Raw genomic sequence first — 17,759 nt, 5'->3', positions numbered from 1 at the left:
TGTTCCAAAGTTTATCACAATATTTTGACATTACCATTCGGCTTATTCGCATTTTCCGCGTAACAATTTAAGACTACCAACGGTTTGCAGACGCTTCATCACTCTCTTTGGCTTCCACCCAACGTTCATTATCAGGGAGAGACTCTTTTTTCCAGAATGGTGCTTTGGTTTTCAGGTAATCCATTATAAATTCAGCGGCTTGGAATGCGGCATTACGATGTGCGCTGGTCACACCCACGAATACAATCTCTTCACCGGGTTGTAAAGTACCGATACGGTGGATCACACTCACGCGTTGCAGCGGCCAGCGTTCGCGAGATTGCATCACAATGTCCGCTAAGGCTTTTTCTGTCATTCCGGGATAGTGTTCAAGAGTCAGCGCCGCTACGCTGTCCCCTAAATTATGATTACGAACTTTACCTGTGAATGTCACTACGGCGCCATCACTGTCACATTCAGCGAGCCACGTATACTGCTCGCCGACACTGAAATTCTCGGTTTGTACCGCAATATGGGTATTGTCCATGATCATCCCCCGGTAACTGGTGGGAAGAAAGCCACTTCATCACCCGCATTCAGGGGATGGTCAGCAGAAACAAACGATTGATTAACAGCAGCTAATAATTTGCCATCTTCCAAGGCCAGCGCCCAACGATCCCCTTTTTGTGCCAATGCTTGGCGCAAAGATTCTACTGTTGGGTACTGTGCCACTAACTCTAAGCGGTCAGTGCCAACTAACTCACGAACTTGAGCAAAAAAGAGAACAGTGATCATGCTTCCACCTTAAAATGACCGGACTTTCCGCCCGTTTTTTCTAATAAACGCACAGGACCAATAACCATATCTTTTTGTACCGCTTTGCACATGTCGTAGATAGTTAATGCTGCGACAGAAGCCGCCGTTAACGCTTCCATTTCGACGCCCGTTTTCCCTGTTAATCGGCAACAAGTTTCGATACGTACACGGTTATGGGCTTGCTCAGCTTCCAGAGTGACTTCCACTTTGGTCAGTAGTAAAGGATGGCACAGCGGGATCAACTGCCACGTATTTTTTGCCGCTTGGATCCCAGCGATACGAGCTGTCGCAAAGACATCCCCTTTATGGTGACTGCCATCCACAATCATGGCTAAAGTTTCTGGGTTCATCGTCACAAACGCTTCTGCGCGTGCTTCACGGACAGTTTCTGCTTTGGCTGATACATCAACCATGTGCGCCTCGCCCGACGCATTGAGGTGGGTCAGTTGGGACATAATTACTCCTGAAAATCAAAAAGTTATTAACCGCCGATAACGGAAAGATTCGGGGTGATCCCGCTGTCGCCTTGGTGAAGGAAATGGGTTTCTCGCTTAGACATTAACCCACTTTGGATACGTGCTTTTAGGGCTTCATTCTGGTTTTCATCACCCAGTAAATCACGCAGTGGAATGCCATTTTCACCAAATAAACACAAATGCAGATTGCCTAAAGAAGAGACCCTGAGACGGTTACAGCTTTGGCAAAAGTCCTTTTCGTACGGCATGATCAGCCCAATTTCCCCTTGGTAATCAGGGTGACTAAAGACTTGGGCGGGACCGTCGCTACGAGAACGTGGCTGCATATACCAGCCTTCTGCGATGAGGCGATCACGAACGGTTTCACCAGACACATGGTAACGTTGGAATAGGTTGCTGCCTTCCCCTGTTTCCATGAGTTCAATAAAACGCAGTTGAATTGGACGGTGTTTGATCCAATTGAGGAAAGATTTAAGAGCGATATCATTGACGTTTTTCATCAAGACCGCGTTGACTTTGACTTTTTCGAAGCCTGCATCAAATGCCGCATCGATCCCTTTCATGACTTGGAAAAATTTATCTTGCCCTGTGATCGCGGCAAATTGGCGAGGATCAAGGCTATCCACACTCACGTTCACGGCATTCAAACCTGCATCTCGCCATGCTTGTACATCACGCGCCATACGATAACCATTGGTTGTTACGGCAATTTTTTTGATGGAATTATTTTCTTTGATAGCGGCGATGATATCGGTGAAATCTTTACGCATCGTTGGCTCGCCGCCAGTGATACGGACTTTTTCAGTCCCTAACTCAGCAAAAGCGCGACTCACTCGACGGATTTCATCAAGTGTCAGAAATTCATGGCGGCCACTCGGTTTGTAACCATCAGGCAGGCAATATGTGCAACGGAAGTTGCAAACATCAGTGATAGATAAACGAAGATAGTAAAATTTTCGGTCAAATTGATCGACAAGTTGCTGCATATTCACACCTTTCCAAATACGGGAGATGCAGACATTTCTATCTTGCACCCTGGTGACTCAAGGTCACGGCCAGAGCATCATATTCAGGAGAACTTAGACACAAAGGCTAGGAGTTTTATCTGGAACCCTGTGAGTTGATTAAGCCTAGAGAGTTAAGACGATCATCACTGGGTTCACTTATTTTCTGTAAGGATTTTAGCCCATTGCAGATGAAAAAGCGAATCCAAAAACGATATATAACTTAATATACAACGACTTACAGAAAATAGCCGCTAGATTCAGAAGTCCTTATTATTATGGATAATTTTTTGCTATTTCCATGTGATGACAAACGCCTATCTGTCAAAATCTCGTCAAAATGAGGTTAACTCTGTGCACATTGTTTGTTGTAGATCAGTTTTATCTCGTACTTTTATTCAGAACATAATCAAGAAATTTGTGATACCGATCGAGAATATTCTCTTTTATTGTTTTTTATCACAGCAAGTAAACTTCGAATCGTGTTTTATGATAGATTAGCGCCAATTTTGTTTTAGCACTGATTCTAGATTGATAATTTAGCTATATTGACAGTTTAAATAGATTGATTGTTTAAATAGGAACACTATGCCAAACCGTAGTTTGACAAATCTTAATCACGTCGTCGCCCTTGGGGGGGGACATGGACTTGGTCGAGTGATGTCTTCTCTCTCATCTTTAGGCTCCCGTTTAACTGGCATTGTCACCACCACGGATAATGGTGGCTCTACAGGACGAATTCGTCGTTCTGAAGGAGGGATTGCTTGGGGTGATATGCGTAATTGCTTGAATCAATTGATTACTGAGCCATCCATTGCCTCTAAGATGTTTGAATATCGATTTGCGGGAACAGGGGAATTATCAGGGCATAATCTCGGTAACCTAATGCTGAAATCCCTTGACCATTTAAGTGTTCGCCCACTTGAAGCCATCAATTTAATCCGCAATATGCTGAAAGTGGATGCACAATTAATCCCGATGTCTGAATCACCAGTAGACCTGATGGCTATTGATGATATGGGAAATGAAGTCTACGGTGAAGTCAACGTGGATGCTTTACAGGAGTTACCGCAAGAATTGCGTTTATACCCGCCCGTTAAAGCGACCACTGAAGCCCTTGATGCTATCCATCGAGCTGATTTGATTTTAATCGGCCCCGGTAGTTTTTTTACCAGCTTAATGCCCCTGTTATTACTCGATGATATCGCCTGCGCCCTGAAAGAGAGCCAAGCGCCGATGGTGTATATCGGTAATTTAGGCAAAGAAATCAGCACCTCCGCTGCCAGCCTTACACTTCCTGAAAAATTAGTGATGATGGAGCGTTATATTGGCCGCAAAAAAATCGATGCGGTGATTGTTGGACCGCGTACCGATGTCACAACAATCCGCCAAGAACGCAAAGTGACTCAGCGAGTATTAGAGGCGGATGATATTCCTTATCGCCATGATAGAAACTTACTGTTAAAAGCCATCGAAGAGACCATTCATCTTCTGTAATTCCCTGAAATTTCAAGTTGCAGGTCAATCCCTGCAACTTTCTCTCTATTTATCTCCAATAATTTATGTCCGATAATGGTGCTTATCTAATCCATACTTTTTCATGCGCAAATAGAGTTTTTTCCGTGGCATTTGCAGATATTCCGACACATCGTTAATTCGCCCTTGATGAATATTCAGCGCTTCAGTAATAATCTGCCGTTCATAATTTTCAATTTGTTGATCTAATGCCGTTGGCGCTACCGACGTTAATAACGGATTCGCCGTTTCCCCCATCGGCATAATGCCAACCGCATATAGCTCCGCTGCGTTGGCTAGCTCCGTTACATTTCCAGGCCAATGACGCCGACTCAATTTTTTGACAAAAGACTCATCCAGTTCAGGTAGTTTCTGATTCAATCGAGTACAAGCCAGCTCTAAATAATACTGGAACAAAACCGGAATATCCGCCTTACGCTGAGATAGTGGCAAGCAATTCACTTGGGTTAATGAGAAATAATAATAGAGTTCCGCAATGATTTGCTGCTGTTTAGTCAAAGTAAGCAGCGGCTGATCCGAAATCCCAATCAAGCGAAATCCCCGTTGGTCTTGTTGTAAATGCTGAACCAAATAACGCTGTTGGTTCACAGGGAGTAACTCAATATTCTTAATCACCAATGTGCCTGAGCGAGCCTCAGAGACCCATGTTTCAACAGGCACTTCTTGCTCATTTAATAATGTTTTGATCACCAATGGCGCGTGCTGCAGTGTGCTAATTTGATGTAGATAGCGAGCTAAATAAGTGCGGCCGCTACCTAACTCCCCTTGTAAGAACACTGCGGCAAGAGTTTCCGATAACCCTTGAAGCTGCCCGCGAACTTGCTGTGACCATTCACTGCTCCCCACAAAATTGAGCATCAATTGGTTTTTACCCCACCGGCGCTGCAATACACGCTGTTTACGCACTGCCAACGCTTTAGCGACTTGCTCTAAGAGATATTCTGGGTTAATGGGTTTTTGTAGAAAATCCCATGCCCCCATTTTGACCGCTTCCACCGCCATTGGCACATCCCCATGCCCTGTGATCAATACCACAGGGAGATGTTTGTCTTTGGCGAGAAAGAGTGTCATCAGCTCGATGCCCGAACATTCCGGCATACACACATCGCTAAGAACAATGCCACACCAATCGCGGTGGACTAACTCTTTTGCTGTCAATGAGTTATCACACGCATGAACTCGGTACCCCGCTTGTTCGAGTAATAGACAATACGCTTCCAATACATCTTTATCATCATCAATCAGCAATATGTCATGGTTGTCATCAAGCATCTTCAAGTACCTTTTTAAATTCTAAAATTACACACCCATTTCCACGCAGTGTAGAAGCGATTCTTAACTCACCACCAATTTGTTGCATAATCGATTGGCTAATGGATAACCCAACACCCAGCCCAATCTCTTTACTTGTCGTAAAGGGTTTCATTAATGTATCCGCCAAATGCAGTGGCCAACCCGTTCCGTTATCGCACAAGGTCAACAGCAACTTATCCGCGGTTTCGCTGTAATCAACGGTGATTTCTGCCTCTGTGGGGCTGGCATCAAGCGCGTTAGAGAGCAAGTTAACCAACACCTGCTGAATACCAATTTCATCCCCCAGCACCTTAGGCAATATATCCGGATAACTTAATATCACTTTGCGGGTTTTATGTTGAAGCTTCAGAACATCCCAAGCGCTTTGAATTGATTGGCGTAAATTCACAGGTTGTAATTGCTCATTATCATCACGTTTGCGAGCGAATTGGCGAAGTGAACGCACAATGCCATCCATTCGAGCCACAAGTTGCTCTGACTTATTTATCGCCATCAACGAGGTGTCATTATCTTGCTCTGGCAACCCTTTTTTCGCCATAAACAGGTGCATCGAGAGCGCATTTAGCGGTTGGTTAATTTCGTGAGCTAAGGTGGTCATCGTCTGCCCCACGACGGCGAGTTTTGCCGTTTGGATCAGCTCATTTTGCGTGGTTCTTAAGTTTTCTTCTATTGCCTTACGCTCTGCAATTTCTTGTTCTAACTGAATTTTCTGTTGATTAATTTGAGCAATACTGCGCTGTAACAGTGTGCCAATTCGTCCTAACTCATCGCGACCTTCGACAGGAATATGGGTCGTCAAATCCCCAATACTGATCCGAGCCACTGCTTGATTTAATGCGGTAAAGCGCTTGACCAAGCGAGGGCGAATAAACAGCATATTGAACAGTAATACCAACAGTAACGCCAACCCTGCGGTAATAATAATAATTGTGCCACTCCACGACATAATGTGCGCTAAACGCTGGTTTAGTGTTTGTAGCTGAAAGTGGCTACTCCCAAGTTGCAAATCAAGCTGAGAGCGAAAATCAGCCAAAATTCGCTCCTTTTCGGTTGTCGCTTCATTCAAGGCTCTTTTTGCTGTTTGATAATTTTGTAGGACTTCAAGCATTTGGTTATCAGAAAGGCCAATATCTAATAACTCATCGATGGTTTGACGCAGCGTTACTGAACTTGGGTATAAATTCAACGCCTCTTCATTGGCTGCCAAATTCGTTTTTAAATACCCTAAATAGCGGGCATAACCGCCAACATCGATGGGATCATCAAAAGCATTATCCCCTTGAATATCCTTCAAGCGTCCCGTCAAAATATTGGTGATCTGCTCTTCCAAACGCGCCAGTGTATAAATTAACTGCAACTCCCCTTGGACGTTACGTAACCGACTTTGTAGCCCTTTGGCTTGACGAGGATCTTGCTCAATTTTGTCCAGTAAAGAGCCTTGCTGCAGGCTGATATCTTGCGATAACGAGTTGAGCTCCGTACTAAAGTCGTCATGTAGCCAGTTGATCCGAGAAGAGAGCGTATTAATTTTTTCCCGTGCTAAAAACAAGGCATACAGCGCTTTATCCAGACGCTGCAAAAGATCCTGACTTTGCGACAAAATCAAGGAAATCTGCTGTTGATCCTCCCCATTTAATTGTTGGTTAAACGCGGCGATTTGCGCCAAATGTGCCGTGATCTGGTTGCGTAGTTGTAATCTTGTTGCTGTATTTGGCGCTTTTAAAAATTCGTTCAACTCATTAACTAAGGTATTTAGCTGTCCTTCAATCAAAAATGAAGCCTGCATTTTGGGAAAATAGTCCCCAAGTGCGTAGCGGATCTGCTTATTTTGCTCTTGCCATGCATACAAACTGACGCAGCTGACGATCAGTGTCATCAATGCACCCGCGATAAATGCTCCACGTAAAATAGCCGTAATACTAAAGCGCCCCATCAATTTCACTATCGATGTTTTCATTTAATCGCTTCCAATACACTGATGGCTTGGCGCTGCTGCTCCTGAAAGAAATGCTGCCAGCGCATATATTCCTCTTCCGCTTTGCGATTATCTTCAAAGCGCGAATAGTAAGCAGGATCTTCGCTTTCTTTCGCACTGACTGGCATCGCTGTCAGTAGCGCTCGAACTTCTGGTAAAGGATGCTTCAACTTAGCTTCCGCCATATACACCGCACGCCAAGCATCTTTCGATTCCGTTAAACGAAACGTGATCGCCGCATCAAACAGTTGCTGAACTAATCGTTGACGCTGTAATACCAAATGGACATCCAGCGGTTTAGGGGAATCTAATAGTTGGTTTTGCTGCGCTTTTCGAGGGTTATCATCCTCAAGAGGCGTAACTGGGTATTTTCCTGTGCTGCTGTCTGCAAACACTTTTTGCCCTTGTTCACTGAGTAAAAAATCAATCAGTTTTCGCGCTTTTTCTGGCGCTAAACTATGGCGAGTGATCGCAATAAATGTTGGAGATGTGGCTGAATCCGGCAGATAGTGAAACTCGAGTTCAGGGTCGGCTAATAGCACATTTGCATAGTTATCAATAATCGGTGCAGCTCCACCTAGCCCCACTTTGATTTTATCGGCAACCCCAAAACTGCGGGATGAAACAGTCGCTAAATTTCCCGACATTCCCAGTAAAATACGCCATCCATCTTCCCACCCTCGCTGCTGTAATAGCGACTCTATCATTAAATGATAGGTATCAGAGCGAGATGGACTGCTTATCAGTAACGAGCCTTGATATTGGCTATTTGTCAGGTCATCCCATGTCTTTGGAATGGGTAATTTGTTTTGTTCCATCCATTTTCGGTTAGTCAAAATGCCATATCCAGAAAATGCCACCGCAGCAACGGAACCTTTTAAAGATTCAGGAATTAAGCGCTGGGAATACTCGGGAATATCCGGCAATGCACTCAACCGATTATGCTGCTGCAAATGGTGCATCAGCATCGGCGAGGAGGTCAGAATTAAATCGACATTTTCCAAAGCATCGGTATCTAACAAGCGCTCTAATGATGCACTGGTTCGGTTAATCGTGCGGATAGGCATCCCATCCTCTCGCGCATTCCAATTCGTGACTATCGCCTGTGTCGCTTCGGGTGAAAATGTTGTCGCTATCACCAACTCATCATTTTTCGCATGACTAATTTCCACGCTGTTTAGAAAGATAATAAAAAAACAGAGCTGCATTATCAGTGGACGAATTGGTGTTATTAGTCTCATGAGCGTAGTCATCCCCTGGGTAGATGTGATTCATATCAAAGAAAGTAACAATAGTGTGAGTTTGTCAAAAAGTGCATTTGAGACAAATTTTACCCTTTTCGGATTTATGGGCATACGACAAAACTTACCCGCTTTATTCTCATTGTTACGCGATTAAATCAACCCTTAGTTGTTCATTTTTTGAAATCCATTCCCGTTAATTTATGAATGGGTCAATTTGACTCGTCACTATACAAAATTGGGTCAATTTTGACTCAAACCCTTCATATTGCGATATTTTTTCAACAAGAACATGATGAGCCTGTCAGAAATAAAACGACAAAAAACATCAGGGAATTTCTTTTTACTCTATTTCACAGGTGAACCTATGCTGTCATTTTTAACGCCAGCCACGGCAAAAAAACAAATTGCACCAGAAAAAGTTCCTGCCGCCTATAAACGCTATCGTGTTCAAGCACTGCTCAGCGTTTTCTTAGGCTATTTGGCTTACTATATTGTTCGTAACAACTTCACGCTCTCTACCCCATATTTGAAAGAAAACTTAGATTTAAGCACGACTCAAATTGGTCTATTAACCAGCTGTATGCTGATTGCTTACGGGATCAGCAAAGGCGTGATGAGTAGCCTTGCCGATAAAGCTAGCCCAAAAGCATTTATGGCATTTGGTTTGATCCTCTGTGCCATCGTCAACTTCGGAATGGGGTTTAGTAACGCATTCTGGTTATTCGTTGGTTTTGTAGTGCTTAATGGTATGTTCCAAGGCATGGGTGTGGGTCCGTCATTTATCACCATTGCAAACTGGTTCCCACGTCGTGAACGTGGTCGTATCGGTGCATTTTGGAATATTTCTCATAACGTGGGCGGTGGTATTGTTGCCCCAATCGTCGGTGCTGCTTTCGCTGTATTAGGCACTGAGCACTGGCAAAGTGCGAGTTACATGGTTCCCGCTTGTATTGCGATTTTATTTGCAGGGGTTGTGTTGGTATTAGGTAAAGGTTCCCCAAAACAAGAAGGTTTACCTGCACTTGACCAAATGATGCCAGAAGAAAAAGTGATCCTGACTTCGGCGCAAAAAGAGCAATCACCAGAGAACATGAGCGCCTTCCAGATTTTCTGTACCTATGTACTGAAAAACAAAAATGCGTGGTATATCTCTTTTGTTGATGTCTTTGTGTATATGGTGCGTTTCGGTGTGATCAGCTGGCTACCAATCTACCTACTGACAGAGAAAAACTTCTCTAAAGATCAAATGAGCGTGGCATTTTTATTCTTCGAATGGGCAGCGATTCCATCCACTTTATTAGCGGGTTGGTTAACAGACAAACTGTTTAAAGGTCGTAGAATGCCGTTAGCTATTGTCTGTATGACACTGATTTTCTTCTGCCTCATCGGTTACTGGCAGAGCCAATCATTAGCGGTCGTCACCTTCTTTGCTGCAGTAGTTGGTTGCTTAATCTATGTGCCTCAGTTCTTAGCGTCAGTACAAACGATGGAAATCGTACCAAGCTTCGCAGTCGGTTCAGCAGTTGGTCTACGTGGTTTCATGAGCTATATCCTTGGCGCAACTTTAGGTACTAGCTTATTTGGTTTCGTGGTTGACCGTATGGGCTGGCATGCAGGTTTCTATCTGCTGTTAGGCGGGATTGTTTGCTGCATTATCTTCTGTGTGCTGTCCCACTTAGGCGCATTGGAACTTGAGCGTAACCGTCAATCGGTATTAGCAAAAGGTCAATTAGCGAACGCGTAATCACGCTAAAAAATTTGACTAAAAATATGGCGGAGTTCGGCTTCTCACTGAACTCCGCCTTCTTTATGTCTCAATGAATGATGTATCAATGAATTGCTTCGATTTCTGTCGGGGATAAGCCTGTAATTTGACTAATGACCTCAATGTTTAAACCTAAACTTAAGCTGGTCAAAACTTGGGCATAAATACGTTGTTTGGCCTTCTCCTGCTCCTCTTGTCTAGCCTCTTCACGACCTTCTTCTCTGCCTTCTTCTCTTCCTTCTTCTCTGCCCTCTCTTCTTCCTTGCCTAAACCCTTTTTTTAACCCTTCAATTCTTAAACGATCGGCAATGGTCATAACGGTCTCCTGATATCCTTCGGTTTTTTCTATTAATGTTTTGACTATCTTCTTGTATGTCGGCGTATCCATCACACTAAACAGATAGTTGATGATTAAAATAACGTCATCACGGTGGTTTTCATTCTCATGGATCACCTGCGCTAAGCGCTTTGACAGCACCATAAGGTCATCTTTCACAGAAGCATGTTTGAGAACTAACTCCATCGCCGCGACTTTTCGGTGATTCACCAGTTCATCGTCACTTGCCACCGTGACATCCACTAACGGCAGTGGATTACAATACAAACTATGAGCTAAATCAGACCACTCAAAGCAATCCGTCCATGATTGGGAATAAGGATAAGGGGATTGATTCCCATGATAAAACAGAATGGGAACCACCAGCGGCAAAGTTTGATGTCCTTGCTGCAAATGCTGATTCATCGCGCAAAATGCGTAATGCATCAGCCGCCAGCCCATCAGCTTATCGGGGGAAGATTGGTGCTCCACCAAGAAATAAAAATACCCCTTACCCTTGAATGTTTGAACGGAATAGAGCATGTCCGAGAAACGAGAGCGCAATGTTTTATCCACAAATGAAGCGCTGGCTAACTTCAACGTATCAAAATTGCAAAGGTGTTTAATGCGATTAGGAAGATGGACTTCAAAAAAATCCCGCGCATTATCCACTTTGCTCATAAAGCCTTTAAAGGTTGAATCATGAGGAGCTACAATTGATTGGATCACCATCTCGGCCTCGTCTTGGTTCATAAGATGACGAGATACTAACCAATATTTTTGGGAGAGTGAGAAAAAGTTAGTCCTAATTTACGATAATTCCTTGACAGAGTAACTCTTTGCTTTTAATCGAATTATTTACTTATTTCATTCATAAAAAAAGCCCCTTAACCTGCATGTTGCAGTGCTAAGAGGCACTTAATAAATTACTACGTTTTTAACGATTATCGTGAATTACGAATTGGCGATAAATTGGTTTCGTAATGTTTGTAATTCGTCACGTACTCGAGCAGCGGCTTCAAATTCTAGATCTTGAGCATGTTTGTACATCTGTGCTTCCAATTGAGAAATACGCTGCTCCAGCTCTTTCGTTGACATGGATTGAACATTAAGCAGAGATTCATCTTTGATGTTCTCTTTACCGCGCCCTTTGCTTTTACCACCCACTTTGTGACCAATCTGGAGGATATCCCCCACTTTCTTGTTCAAGCCTTTAGGCGTGATGCCATGGGCTTCGTTAAACGCCATCTGTTTGGCACGACGTCGTTCTGTCTCAGCAATTGCTTTTTCCATGGAGTTAGTGATCCTATCCCCATACAAAATGGCTTTACCATTCAAGTTACGCGCTGCACGACCGATGGTTTGGATCAGTGAACGTTCTGAACGTAAGAAACCTTCTTTATCAGCATCAAGGATAGCCACCAGCGAAACCTCTGGCATATCCAAACCTTCTCGCAATAAGTTGATCCCAACCAGTACATCAAACTCGCCGAGGCGTAAATCACGAATAATTTCGACACGCTCAACCGTATCAATATCCGAGTGCAAATAACGCACACGCTCCCCATGCTCTTCTAAATATTCGGTGAGATCTTCCGCCATGCGTTTGGTTAAGGTGGTGACCAGCACACGCTCCTGTTTCTGGACGCGAATACGAATTTCGGATAGCAAATCATCCACCTGCGTTGCCACCGGACGCACTTCAATCAGCGGATCAAGCAGCCCAGTAGGTCTAACTACCTGCTCAATCACTTCCTGCCCTGATTTATCCAACTCGTAATTACCCGGTGTCGCAGAGACATAGATAGTTTGAGGCGCTAAAGCTTCAAATTCTTCAAAACGCATTGGGCGGTTATCGAGGGCAGAAGGCAGCCGGAAACCATACTCGACGAGAGTCTCTTTACGAGAACGGTCACCTTTATACATCGCACCAATTTGAGGGATGGTTACGTGAGACTCATCCACAACCAGCAATCCATCAGCGGGCAAGTAATCAAATAATGTTGGTGGTGGCTCGCCCGGAGCACGACCCGAAAGATAACGTGAATAGTTTTCAATGCCGGAGCAGTAGCCCAGCTCATTCATCATTTCCAAATCAAATTGGGTGCGCTGAGTGATCCGCTGCTCTTCCAGTAGCTTATGATTCTCTAACAACACTCTTCGCCTATCAGCTAACTCGACTTTGATATTTTCCATCGCCTCAAGAATTCTCTCTCTTGGCGTCACATAGTGAGTTTTAGGGTACACGGTAAAGCGTGGTACGCGATGTTGAATAGCTCCGGTTAACGGGTCGAACAACGATAATCGCTCCACTTCGTCATCAAAAAGTTCAACTCTTAATGCATATTCATCGGATTCTGCTGGGAAAATATCAATCACTTCACCACGAACACGGAAAGTCCCTCGCGTAAACGCTTGGTCATTACGGGTATATTGCAAGTCTGCGAGGCGGCGCAAAATAGAGCGCTGGTCAATGATCATGCCGTCAGTCAAGTGCAGCATCATTTTCAAATAGCTGTCCGGATCGCCCAACCCATAAATTGCAGAGACCGATGCCACTACAATGACATCACGGCGCTCAAGTAAAGCTTTGGTTGCAGACAAACGCATCTGCTCGATATGTTCGTTTACCGAGGCATCTTTCTCAATAAAGGTATCCGAGCTGGGGACATACGCTTCAGGCTGATAATAGTCGTAGTAAGAAACGAAATACTCCACTGCATTCTCAGGAAAAAAGGCTTTCATTTCGCTGTAGAGTTGCGCCGCCAAGGTTTTGTTATGCGCCATCAACATCGTTGGGCGATTTTCTTGCGCGATAACGTTGGCAATTGTAAAAGTTTTACCCGACCCCGTAACCCCTAACAAGGTTTGATGAGCAAGACCATCTTCTAACCCTTCTCTTAATTTACGAATCGCCTCAGGCTGATCGCCTCCCGGCTGAAAATCAGAATACAGTTTAAAATCCTTGCTCATAGTTATGCCTCTTTAATAATCTCTCGCCTATGATACTGGATAAAAAACCAGCTTCAAGTGCTGGCGATAAATTTCCTTTTTATGAGGTTGAAATCTGTTTACGAAAATGTTATCCCCAAAATAAAACTTGACCTTTTCGAAAGTGGATATTTTATGCTTTTAGACTTTTTGGCTTTAACGCAAATCTAAATAGAACGCTTGCTTTTATTTAACTAATTGTATTTAAATAAAATTATATAAAAGCCCAGAATCACATCAAATAAAGGCAAAGCCGCTTGTCACCTAGCATCAGAATGGTTTTTGAATGTTAATTCACAAGGTTATCCACAGAAATAGTGGATAACTCTGGAAGTCCTTCCGCCTCATGCACTCCCGTAACATGCTCATTTTACGGTTTGGCAATAAAATGACAGAAATATGGCGAAATGGTGAAAGTGTTTTTACTCTCCATTCGCGACAAAAGAAAAATATTCTGTTTTTTTACGGAAACTACTTAGTATTTTCCCGATGAAACTTGACAAAAAAAGGATCATTAACGTTAAAAAAGATCGGCGAAAACAAGTCAAAGGCGTATTCCCGCCATAGCTAATTGTATAGCGGGTTTATGACGATTTTTAAGGGATCTTAAAGGAAGGAAAGGTCTAAATATTGCCCTAAACAATCGGTAGATTGGCTTTCGATATGCGGGATGACCCCTAAGCATGGCGCATCGATCATACGCTTCAATGCAGTGAGATATTCTTGTTGATATGTGCCCGCAGGCTCCACTTCATTCGCAACCCAGCCAACTAAAGATAACCCAGAGGCTTTCACAGCTTGCGCAGTTAATACCGCATGGTTAATACATCCAAGCTTCACACCAACCACCAAAATCACGGGTAACTGCTGCTCAACCACCCAATCTGCGTAGGTTTGTTCGGCAGATAATGGGGTATACCAGCCGCCAGCACCTTCCACTAGTACCCATTCAGCCTGCTTCTGTAACTGTTTTAGCCCTTGAGTCATCACAGAAAATTCAATGGGCTGACCTGTTTTTTCACTAACAATGTGTGGTGATGTAGGCACTTCAAAAATGATCGGATTGATTTGCTCATAAGGCACTGTAACGCGGCTATTAGCTTGCAGTTGTAGTGCATCGCTATTACGCAAACCTTGTGTCGTCATTTCGCTACCTGAAGCAACTGGCTTATACCCTACGGTTTTCAGCCCTTGCAGATTAGCCGCTTGCAACAATGCACAACTCGACATCGTTTTGCCGATTTCAGTATCGGTTCCGGTTACAAAATACGTTTTAGTCACGATAAATAATTCCAAATACAGTTTGATAGGTTAATGGCAGCCCTTTCTCGGTATTTGGGTATACCTCGATTAGTTGCTGCAAACGCTGACGAGTCATCAGCCCCGCTTGGCGACCCGCAGTTAAGTGAGTTGCGCCGATTCCCTTCACCGAATTAAGCAATTCAATGAGGTTAGAAAAATAGAGCGTATCCGCTTGTTGATAAAGTTGGCTACGCCACGCCTGACAGCTCTTAATAATCTTTGAGTAGGGTAAAAAACGGTTAACATGAGGGGAGTCATCTAACGCTTTCCAAGCCGTCGAGAGTTCACCAAGGGAGTGCTCCGCTAATGTGGTGAACCCGATAATGCCACCAGGCTTGGTCACACGATATAACTCGCTTAGAGCATGAGATAGATCATCGCACCACTGAATGGCTAAATTCGAAAATACCCAATCAAAACTGGCATCCTCAAAAGGAAGCGCGTCCATATCCCCACATACATAACGGTGTGCCGCTTGCTTGTTTCGCGCAACATCTAGCATGCCGGCAGAGAGGTCAAGCGCCGTCACATGCGCTCCCCTCTGTTTGATAATTTGGCTAAAAAATCCAGTCCCACAGCCCGCATCTAATACCTGTTGAGAAAACACAGGCGTCTCTATTGCCCCGTGGCCTTCTAACAAGCTAAGCAGCTGCTTACCGCTATTTTGTTGATAGCTAGCCAGAGAATCATAACGAGAAGCTGCACGCCCAAATGCGGAAGCTATCTTAGTTTTTTCTCGAATATTTCGCGATAAACTCGCCTCATCATGATACAAAGACAAACTCATTGAGTGCCTCCAATAATTTGTCGATATCGTCTTGCTGATGAGCGGCGCTTAATGTCATTCGTAATCTGGCACTACCCGGTGGAACCGTCGGCGGTCTAATTGCTTGAACCCAAATGCCTTTCTCGCGCAAAAATTGTGATAACTGCAAACTCTTTTCGTTATCCCCGACAATCAGCGGTTGGATAGCCGTATTCGAATCCACCAACTGCATATCCGGTAAATTAAGCTGGCGCCTAAAATAGCGAATATTGCGCTGCAATTGAGCCCGTTCCTCGTCCGCTTGTTGAATATTTTCTATCGCCGCAGAGATAGCGACGGCTTGAGCCGGAGGCATTGAGGTGCTGTAAATAAGATGGCGAGCCGCTTGAATTAAAAAGTCCGCAGTGCGTTCATCACACAACACCGCGGCCCCGCTAACGCCAACGGCTTTACCAAAGGTGGCCACGAGAATATCGGGCTTAATACCATATTCATCACAGCTACCACGCCCTTGTTTTCCCCAGATCCCAAGTCCATGAGCATCATCCACCATCAACCATGCATTGTGAGCGTGAGCCAGTGTTTGCAGTTCATCAAGTGGCGCACTATCCCCATCCATGCTGAACACCCCTTCCGTCACCACTAACGTTTTCGCTGCATGGGGTTTGCTGATTAACTTTTCGAGTGAATCAACGCTATTGTGACTAAAGCGTCGTAACTGGGCTTGGGAATGCATCGCCCCTTCTAACAAAGAAGCATGGCTGAGTTTATCAGCCAAAATACGGTCTTCCGCCGTCATTAACGCGGTGATCAAAGCATGGTTAGCGGCAAAGCCAGAGATAAACAAAATGGCACGTGGATAACCTAGCCAATCCGCTAGCTTCTGCTCCGCTTGGTAATGAGCGTGAGTGAACCCCGTGATATGCCCAGAGCCACCACTTCCAACCCCATACTCTTGCGCACCTTGCTGCCAAGCACGGATACTTTCAGGATGTTGGCTCAGCCCTAAATAATCATTCGACGAAAAATTCAGGTAGCTTTTGCCTTGAAAATGGAGTTCCCGCCCAGAGCTTTTTTCAATACAGCGGCGCTCACGCCATGCAGAAGCGTCTTTACGCTTCTGCAATTGGCCATCAATAAACGATGACCAGGCCATCAGACTGCCGCATTATAGAATTGCGGATTGTCAGCGGTTAACAGTGTTTCTGCCAATTTAGCTGCTTGCAGATCTTCCGCGTCTTCCATTTCGATACGCTCAGGGTTGATATTCAGCTTTTTAAACAGCGCAATATCTTTATTTTCATCAGGGTTTGGTGTGGTTAACAGTTTGCAGCCATAGAAAACAGAGTTCGCACCCGCCATAAAGCACAACGCTTGGGTTTGCTCGTTCATATGCTCACGCCCTGCGGATAAACGCACGTAGGAGCTTGGCATCATAATCCGCGCCACAGCAATAGTACGAATAAAATCAAATGGATCGACATCGTCGTTATCTGCCATTGGCGTGCCTTCAACCTTCATCAACATATTGATAGGCACACTTTCAGGTGGTTTTGGTAAGTTCGCCAGCTGCACGAGTAATGCCGCACGGTCACTGACTTTTTCACCTAGGCCCAAAATGCCACCTGAACAGACTTTAATTCCCGCATTACGCACGTTATCCAGCGTATCTAAACGGTCTTGGTAAGTTCGCGTGGTGATAATATTGCCGTAATATTCCGGTGAGGTATCAAGGTTATGGTTATAGTAATCCAAACCGGCATCCGCTAAGCGACCTGCTTGCGAATCATCAATCATTCCCAGCGTCATGCACGTTTCCATGCCTAGCGCTTTCACTTCCTTGACCATCATTTCAAGGTAAGGCATATCACGCTCTTTCGGGTTACGCCACGCAGCCCCCATACAAAAACGCGTAGAACCGGCATTTTTCGCTTTCTTCGCCGATTCAACCACTTGCTGGACTTCCATCAAGCGCTCAGTTTCTAAGCCCGTTTTATACCGCGCACTCTGAGCGCAATACTTACAATCTTCAGGGCATGCCCCTGTTTTGATAGATAGCAGCGTGCTCACTTGCACTTGTTGCGGGTCAAAATGTTGGCGATGTACTTGCTGTGCTTGAAATAATAATTCAAAAAACGGCATTGAAAACAGTTCGTTAGCTTGTTTTATTGTCCACTGTTTTAGTTGGCTCACGGGAACTCTCCAGTTGAAAAAGTTGTTGCCAGTTTAAATATTGCGATTATCATGTCAACTAAATGATCTAAAAAAAGTTGAC

Annotated in this window: 15 protein-coding genes and 1 riboswitch; of the genes, 2 read left to right on the top strand and 13 right to left on the bottom strand. The window is 44.4% G+C overall.

Annotated features, from left to right (window positions below):
- Window positions 1-73: 73 nt before the first annotated feature.
- The 4 genes from moaE to moaA form a co-directional block, all read right to left on the bottom strand.
- On the bottom strand, window positions 74-526 hold the full coding sequence (gene moaE, locus QS795_RS04920) for a molybdopterin synthase catalytic subunit MoaE (RefSeq protein ID WP_154604377.1): 453 nt from the start codon (window positions 524-526) through the stop codon (window positions 74-76).
- A 2-nt stretch (window positions 527-528) separates the two neighbouring features.
- On the bottom strand, window positions 529-774 hold the full coding sequence (gene moaD / locus QS795_RS04915) for a molybdopterin synthase sulfur carrier subunit (protein WP_154604378.1): 246 nt from the start codon (window positions 772-774) through the stop codon (window positions 529-531).
- A complete protein-coding gene (moaC, locus tag QS795_RS04910) occupies window positions 771-1,250 on the bottom strand; it encodes a cyclic pyranopterin monophosphate synthase MoaC (protein WP_036949768.1) in 480 nt (159 codons plus the stop codon). Before moaC ends, moaD begins: the two co-directional genes overlap by 4 nt.
- Window positions 1,251-1,276: 26 nt before the next feature.
- Complete coding sequence (gene moaA, locus QS795_RS04905) at window positions 1,277-2,257, bottom strand: GTP 3',8-cyclase MoaA (RefSeq protein ID WP_154604380.1); 981 nt, start codon at window positions 2,255-2,257, stop codon at window positions 1,277-1,279.
- Window positions 2,247-2,382: riboswitch (molybdenum cofactor riboswitch) on the bottom strand. (Overlaps the previous gene by 11 nt.)
- Before the next feature lie 481 nt (window positions 2,383-2,863).
- On the opposite strand from moaA, the gene QS795_RS04900 reads away from it, so the two are divergent.
- Window positions 2,864-3,772 (top strand): gluconeogenesis factor YvcK family protein, encoded by a 909-nt coding sequence (locus tag QS795_RS04900; RefSeq protein WP_286270198.1) that lies wholly within the window; start codon window positions 2,864-2,866, stop codon window positions 3,770-3,772.
- Window positions 3,773-3,835: 63 nt separating this feature from the next.
- On the opposite strand, the gene pgtA is transcribed toward QS795_RS04900, so the two are convergent.
- From pgtA to QS795_RS04885, 3 genes are read right to left on the bottom strand one after another with little or no spacing between them, the layout of a single operon-like run.
- Entirely contained in the window at window positions 3,836-5,083 is a 1,248-nt protein-coding gene (gene pgtA, locus QS795_RS04895; RefSeq protein ID WP_286270197.1) for a two-component system response regulator PgtA, read from the bottom strand.
- On the bottom strand, window positions 5,076-7,082 hold the full coding sequence (gene pgtB, locus QS795_RS04890) for a two-component system sensor histidine kinase PgtB (protein WP_318626978.1): 2,007 nt from the start codon (window positions 7,080-7,082) through the stop codon (window positions 5,076-5,078). The genes pgtA and pgtB overlap by 8 nt, the downstream gene beginning before the upstream one ends.
- Window positions 7,079-8,308, bottom strand: coding sequence for an ABC transporter substrate-binding protein (locus QS795_RS04885; RefSeq protein WP_318627173.1), 1,230 nt, complete (start codon window positions 8,306-8,308; stop codon window positions 7,079-7,081). Before QS795_RS04885 ends, pgtB begins: the two co-directional genes overlap by 4 nt.
- 400 nt (window positions 8,309-8,708) lie before the next feature.
- Between QS795_RS04885 and pgtP the strand changes: the two genes are divergently transcribed.
- On the top strand, window positions 8,709-10,088 hold the full coding sequence (gene pgtP / locus QS795_RS04880; RefSeq protein WP_286270193.1) for a phosphoglycerate transporter PgtP: 1,380 nt from the start codon (window positions 8,709-8,711) through the stop codon (window positions 10,086-10,088).
- Window positions 10,089-10,173: 85 nt separating this feature from the next.
- On the opposite strand, the gene QS795_RS04875 is transcribed toward pgtP, so the two are convergent.
- The 6 genes from QS795_RS04875 to bioB all read right to left on the bottom strand — a co-directional run bounded on the left by QS795_RS04875 (window position 10,174) and on the right by bioB (window position 17,677).
- Window positions 10,174-11,178 (bottom strand): Rpn family recombination-promoting nuclease/putative transposase, encoded by a 1,005-nt coding sequence (locus QS795_RS04875; RefSeq protein WP_318626977.1) that lies wholly within the window; start codon window positions 11,176-11,178, stop codon window positions 10,174-10,176.
- Window positions 11,179-11,379: 201 nt separating this feature from the next.
- Window positions 11,380-13,398: an excinuclease ABC subunit UvrB gene (uvrB, locus tag QS795_RS04870; RefSeq protein ID WP_286270192.1), complete on the bottom strand. Its 2,019-nt coding sequence runs from the start codon at window positions 13,396-13,398 to the stop codon at window positions 11,380-11,382.
- 624 nt (window positions 13,399-14,022) lie between these two features.
- Complete coding sequence (bioD, locus tag QS795_RS04865; RefSeq protein ID WP_286270191.1) at window positions 14,023-14,697, bottom strand: dethiobiotin synthase; 675 nt, start codon at window positions 14,695-14,697, stop codon at window positions 14,023-14,025.
- Window positions 14,690-15,505, bottom strand: coding sequence for a malonyl-ACP O-methyltransferase BioC (bioC, locus tag QS795_RS04860; protein WP_286270189.1), 816 nt, complete (start codon window positions 15,503-15,505; stop codon window positions 14,690-14,692). Before bioC ends, bioD begins: the two co-directional genes overlap by 8 nt.
- On the bottom strand, window positions 15,483-16,640 hold the full coding sequence (gene bioF, locus QS795_RS04855) for an 8-amino-7-oxononanoate synthase (RefSeq protein WP_318626976.1): 1,158 nt from the start codon (window positions 16,638-16,640) through the stop codon (window positions 15,483-15,485). The genes bioC and bioF overlap by 23 nt, the downstream gene beginning before the upstream one ends.
- On the bottom strand, window positions 16,640-17,677 hold the full coding sequence (gene bioB, locus QS795_RS04850) for a biotin synthase BioB (RefSeq protein ID WP_318626974.1): 1,038 nt from the start codon (window positions 17,675-17,677) through the stop codon (window positions 16,640-16,642). Before bioB ends, bioF begins: the two co-directional genes overlap by 1 nt.
- Between the last annotated feature and the right edge of the window lie 82 nt (window positions 17,678-17,759).

Source organism: Providencia zhijiangensis (assembly GCF_030315915.2).
Taxonomy (GTDB): Bacteria; Pseudomonadota; Gammaproteobacteria; order Enterobacterales; family Enterobacteriaceae; genus Providencia; species Providencia zhijiangensis.
The sequence above is the reverse complement of the archived record's forward strand: the minus strand, read 5'-3'. Positions and strand labels throughout refer to the sequence as shown.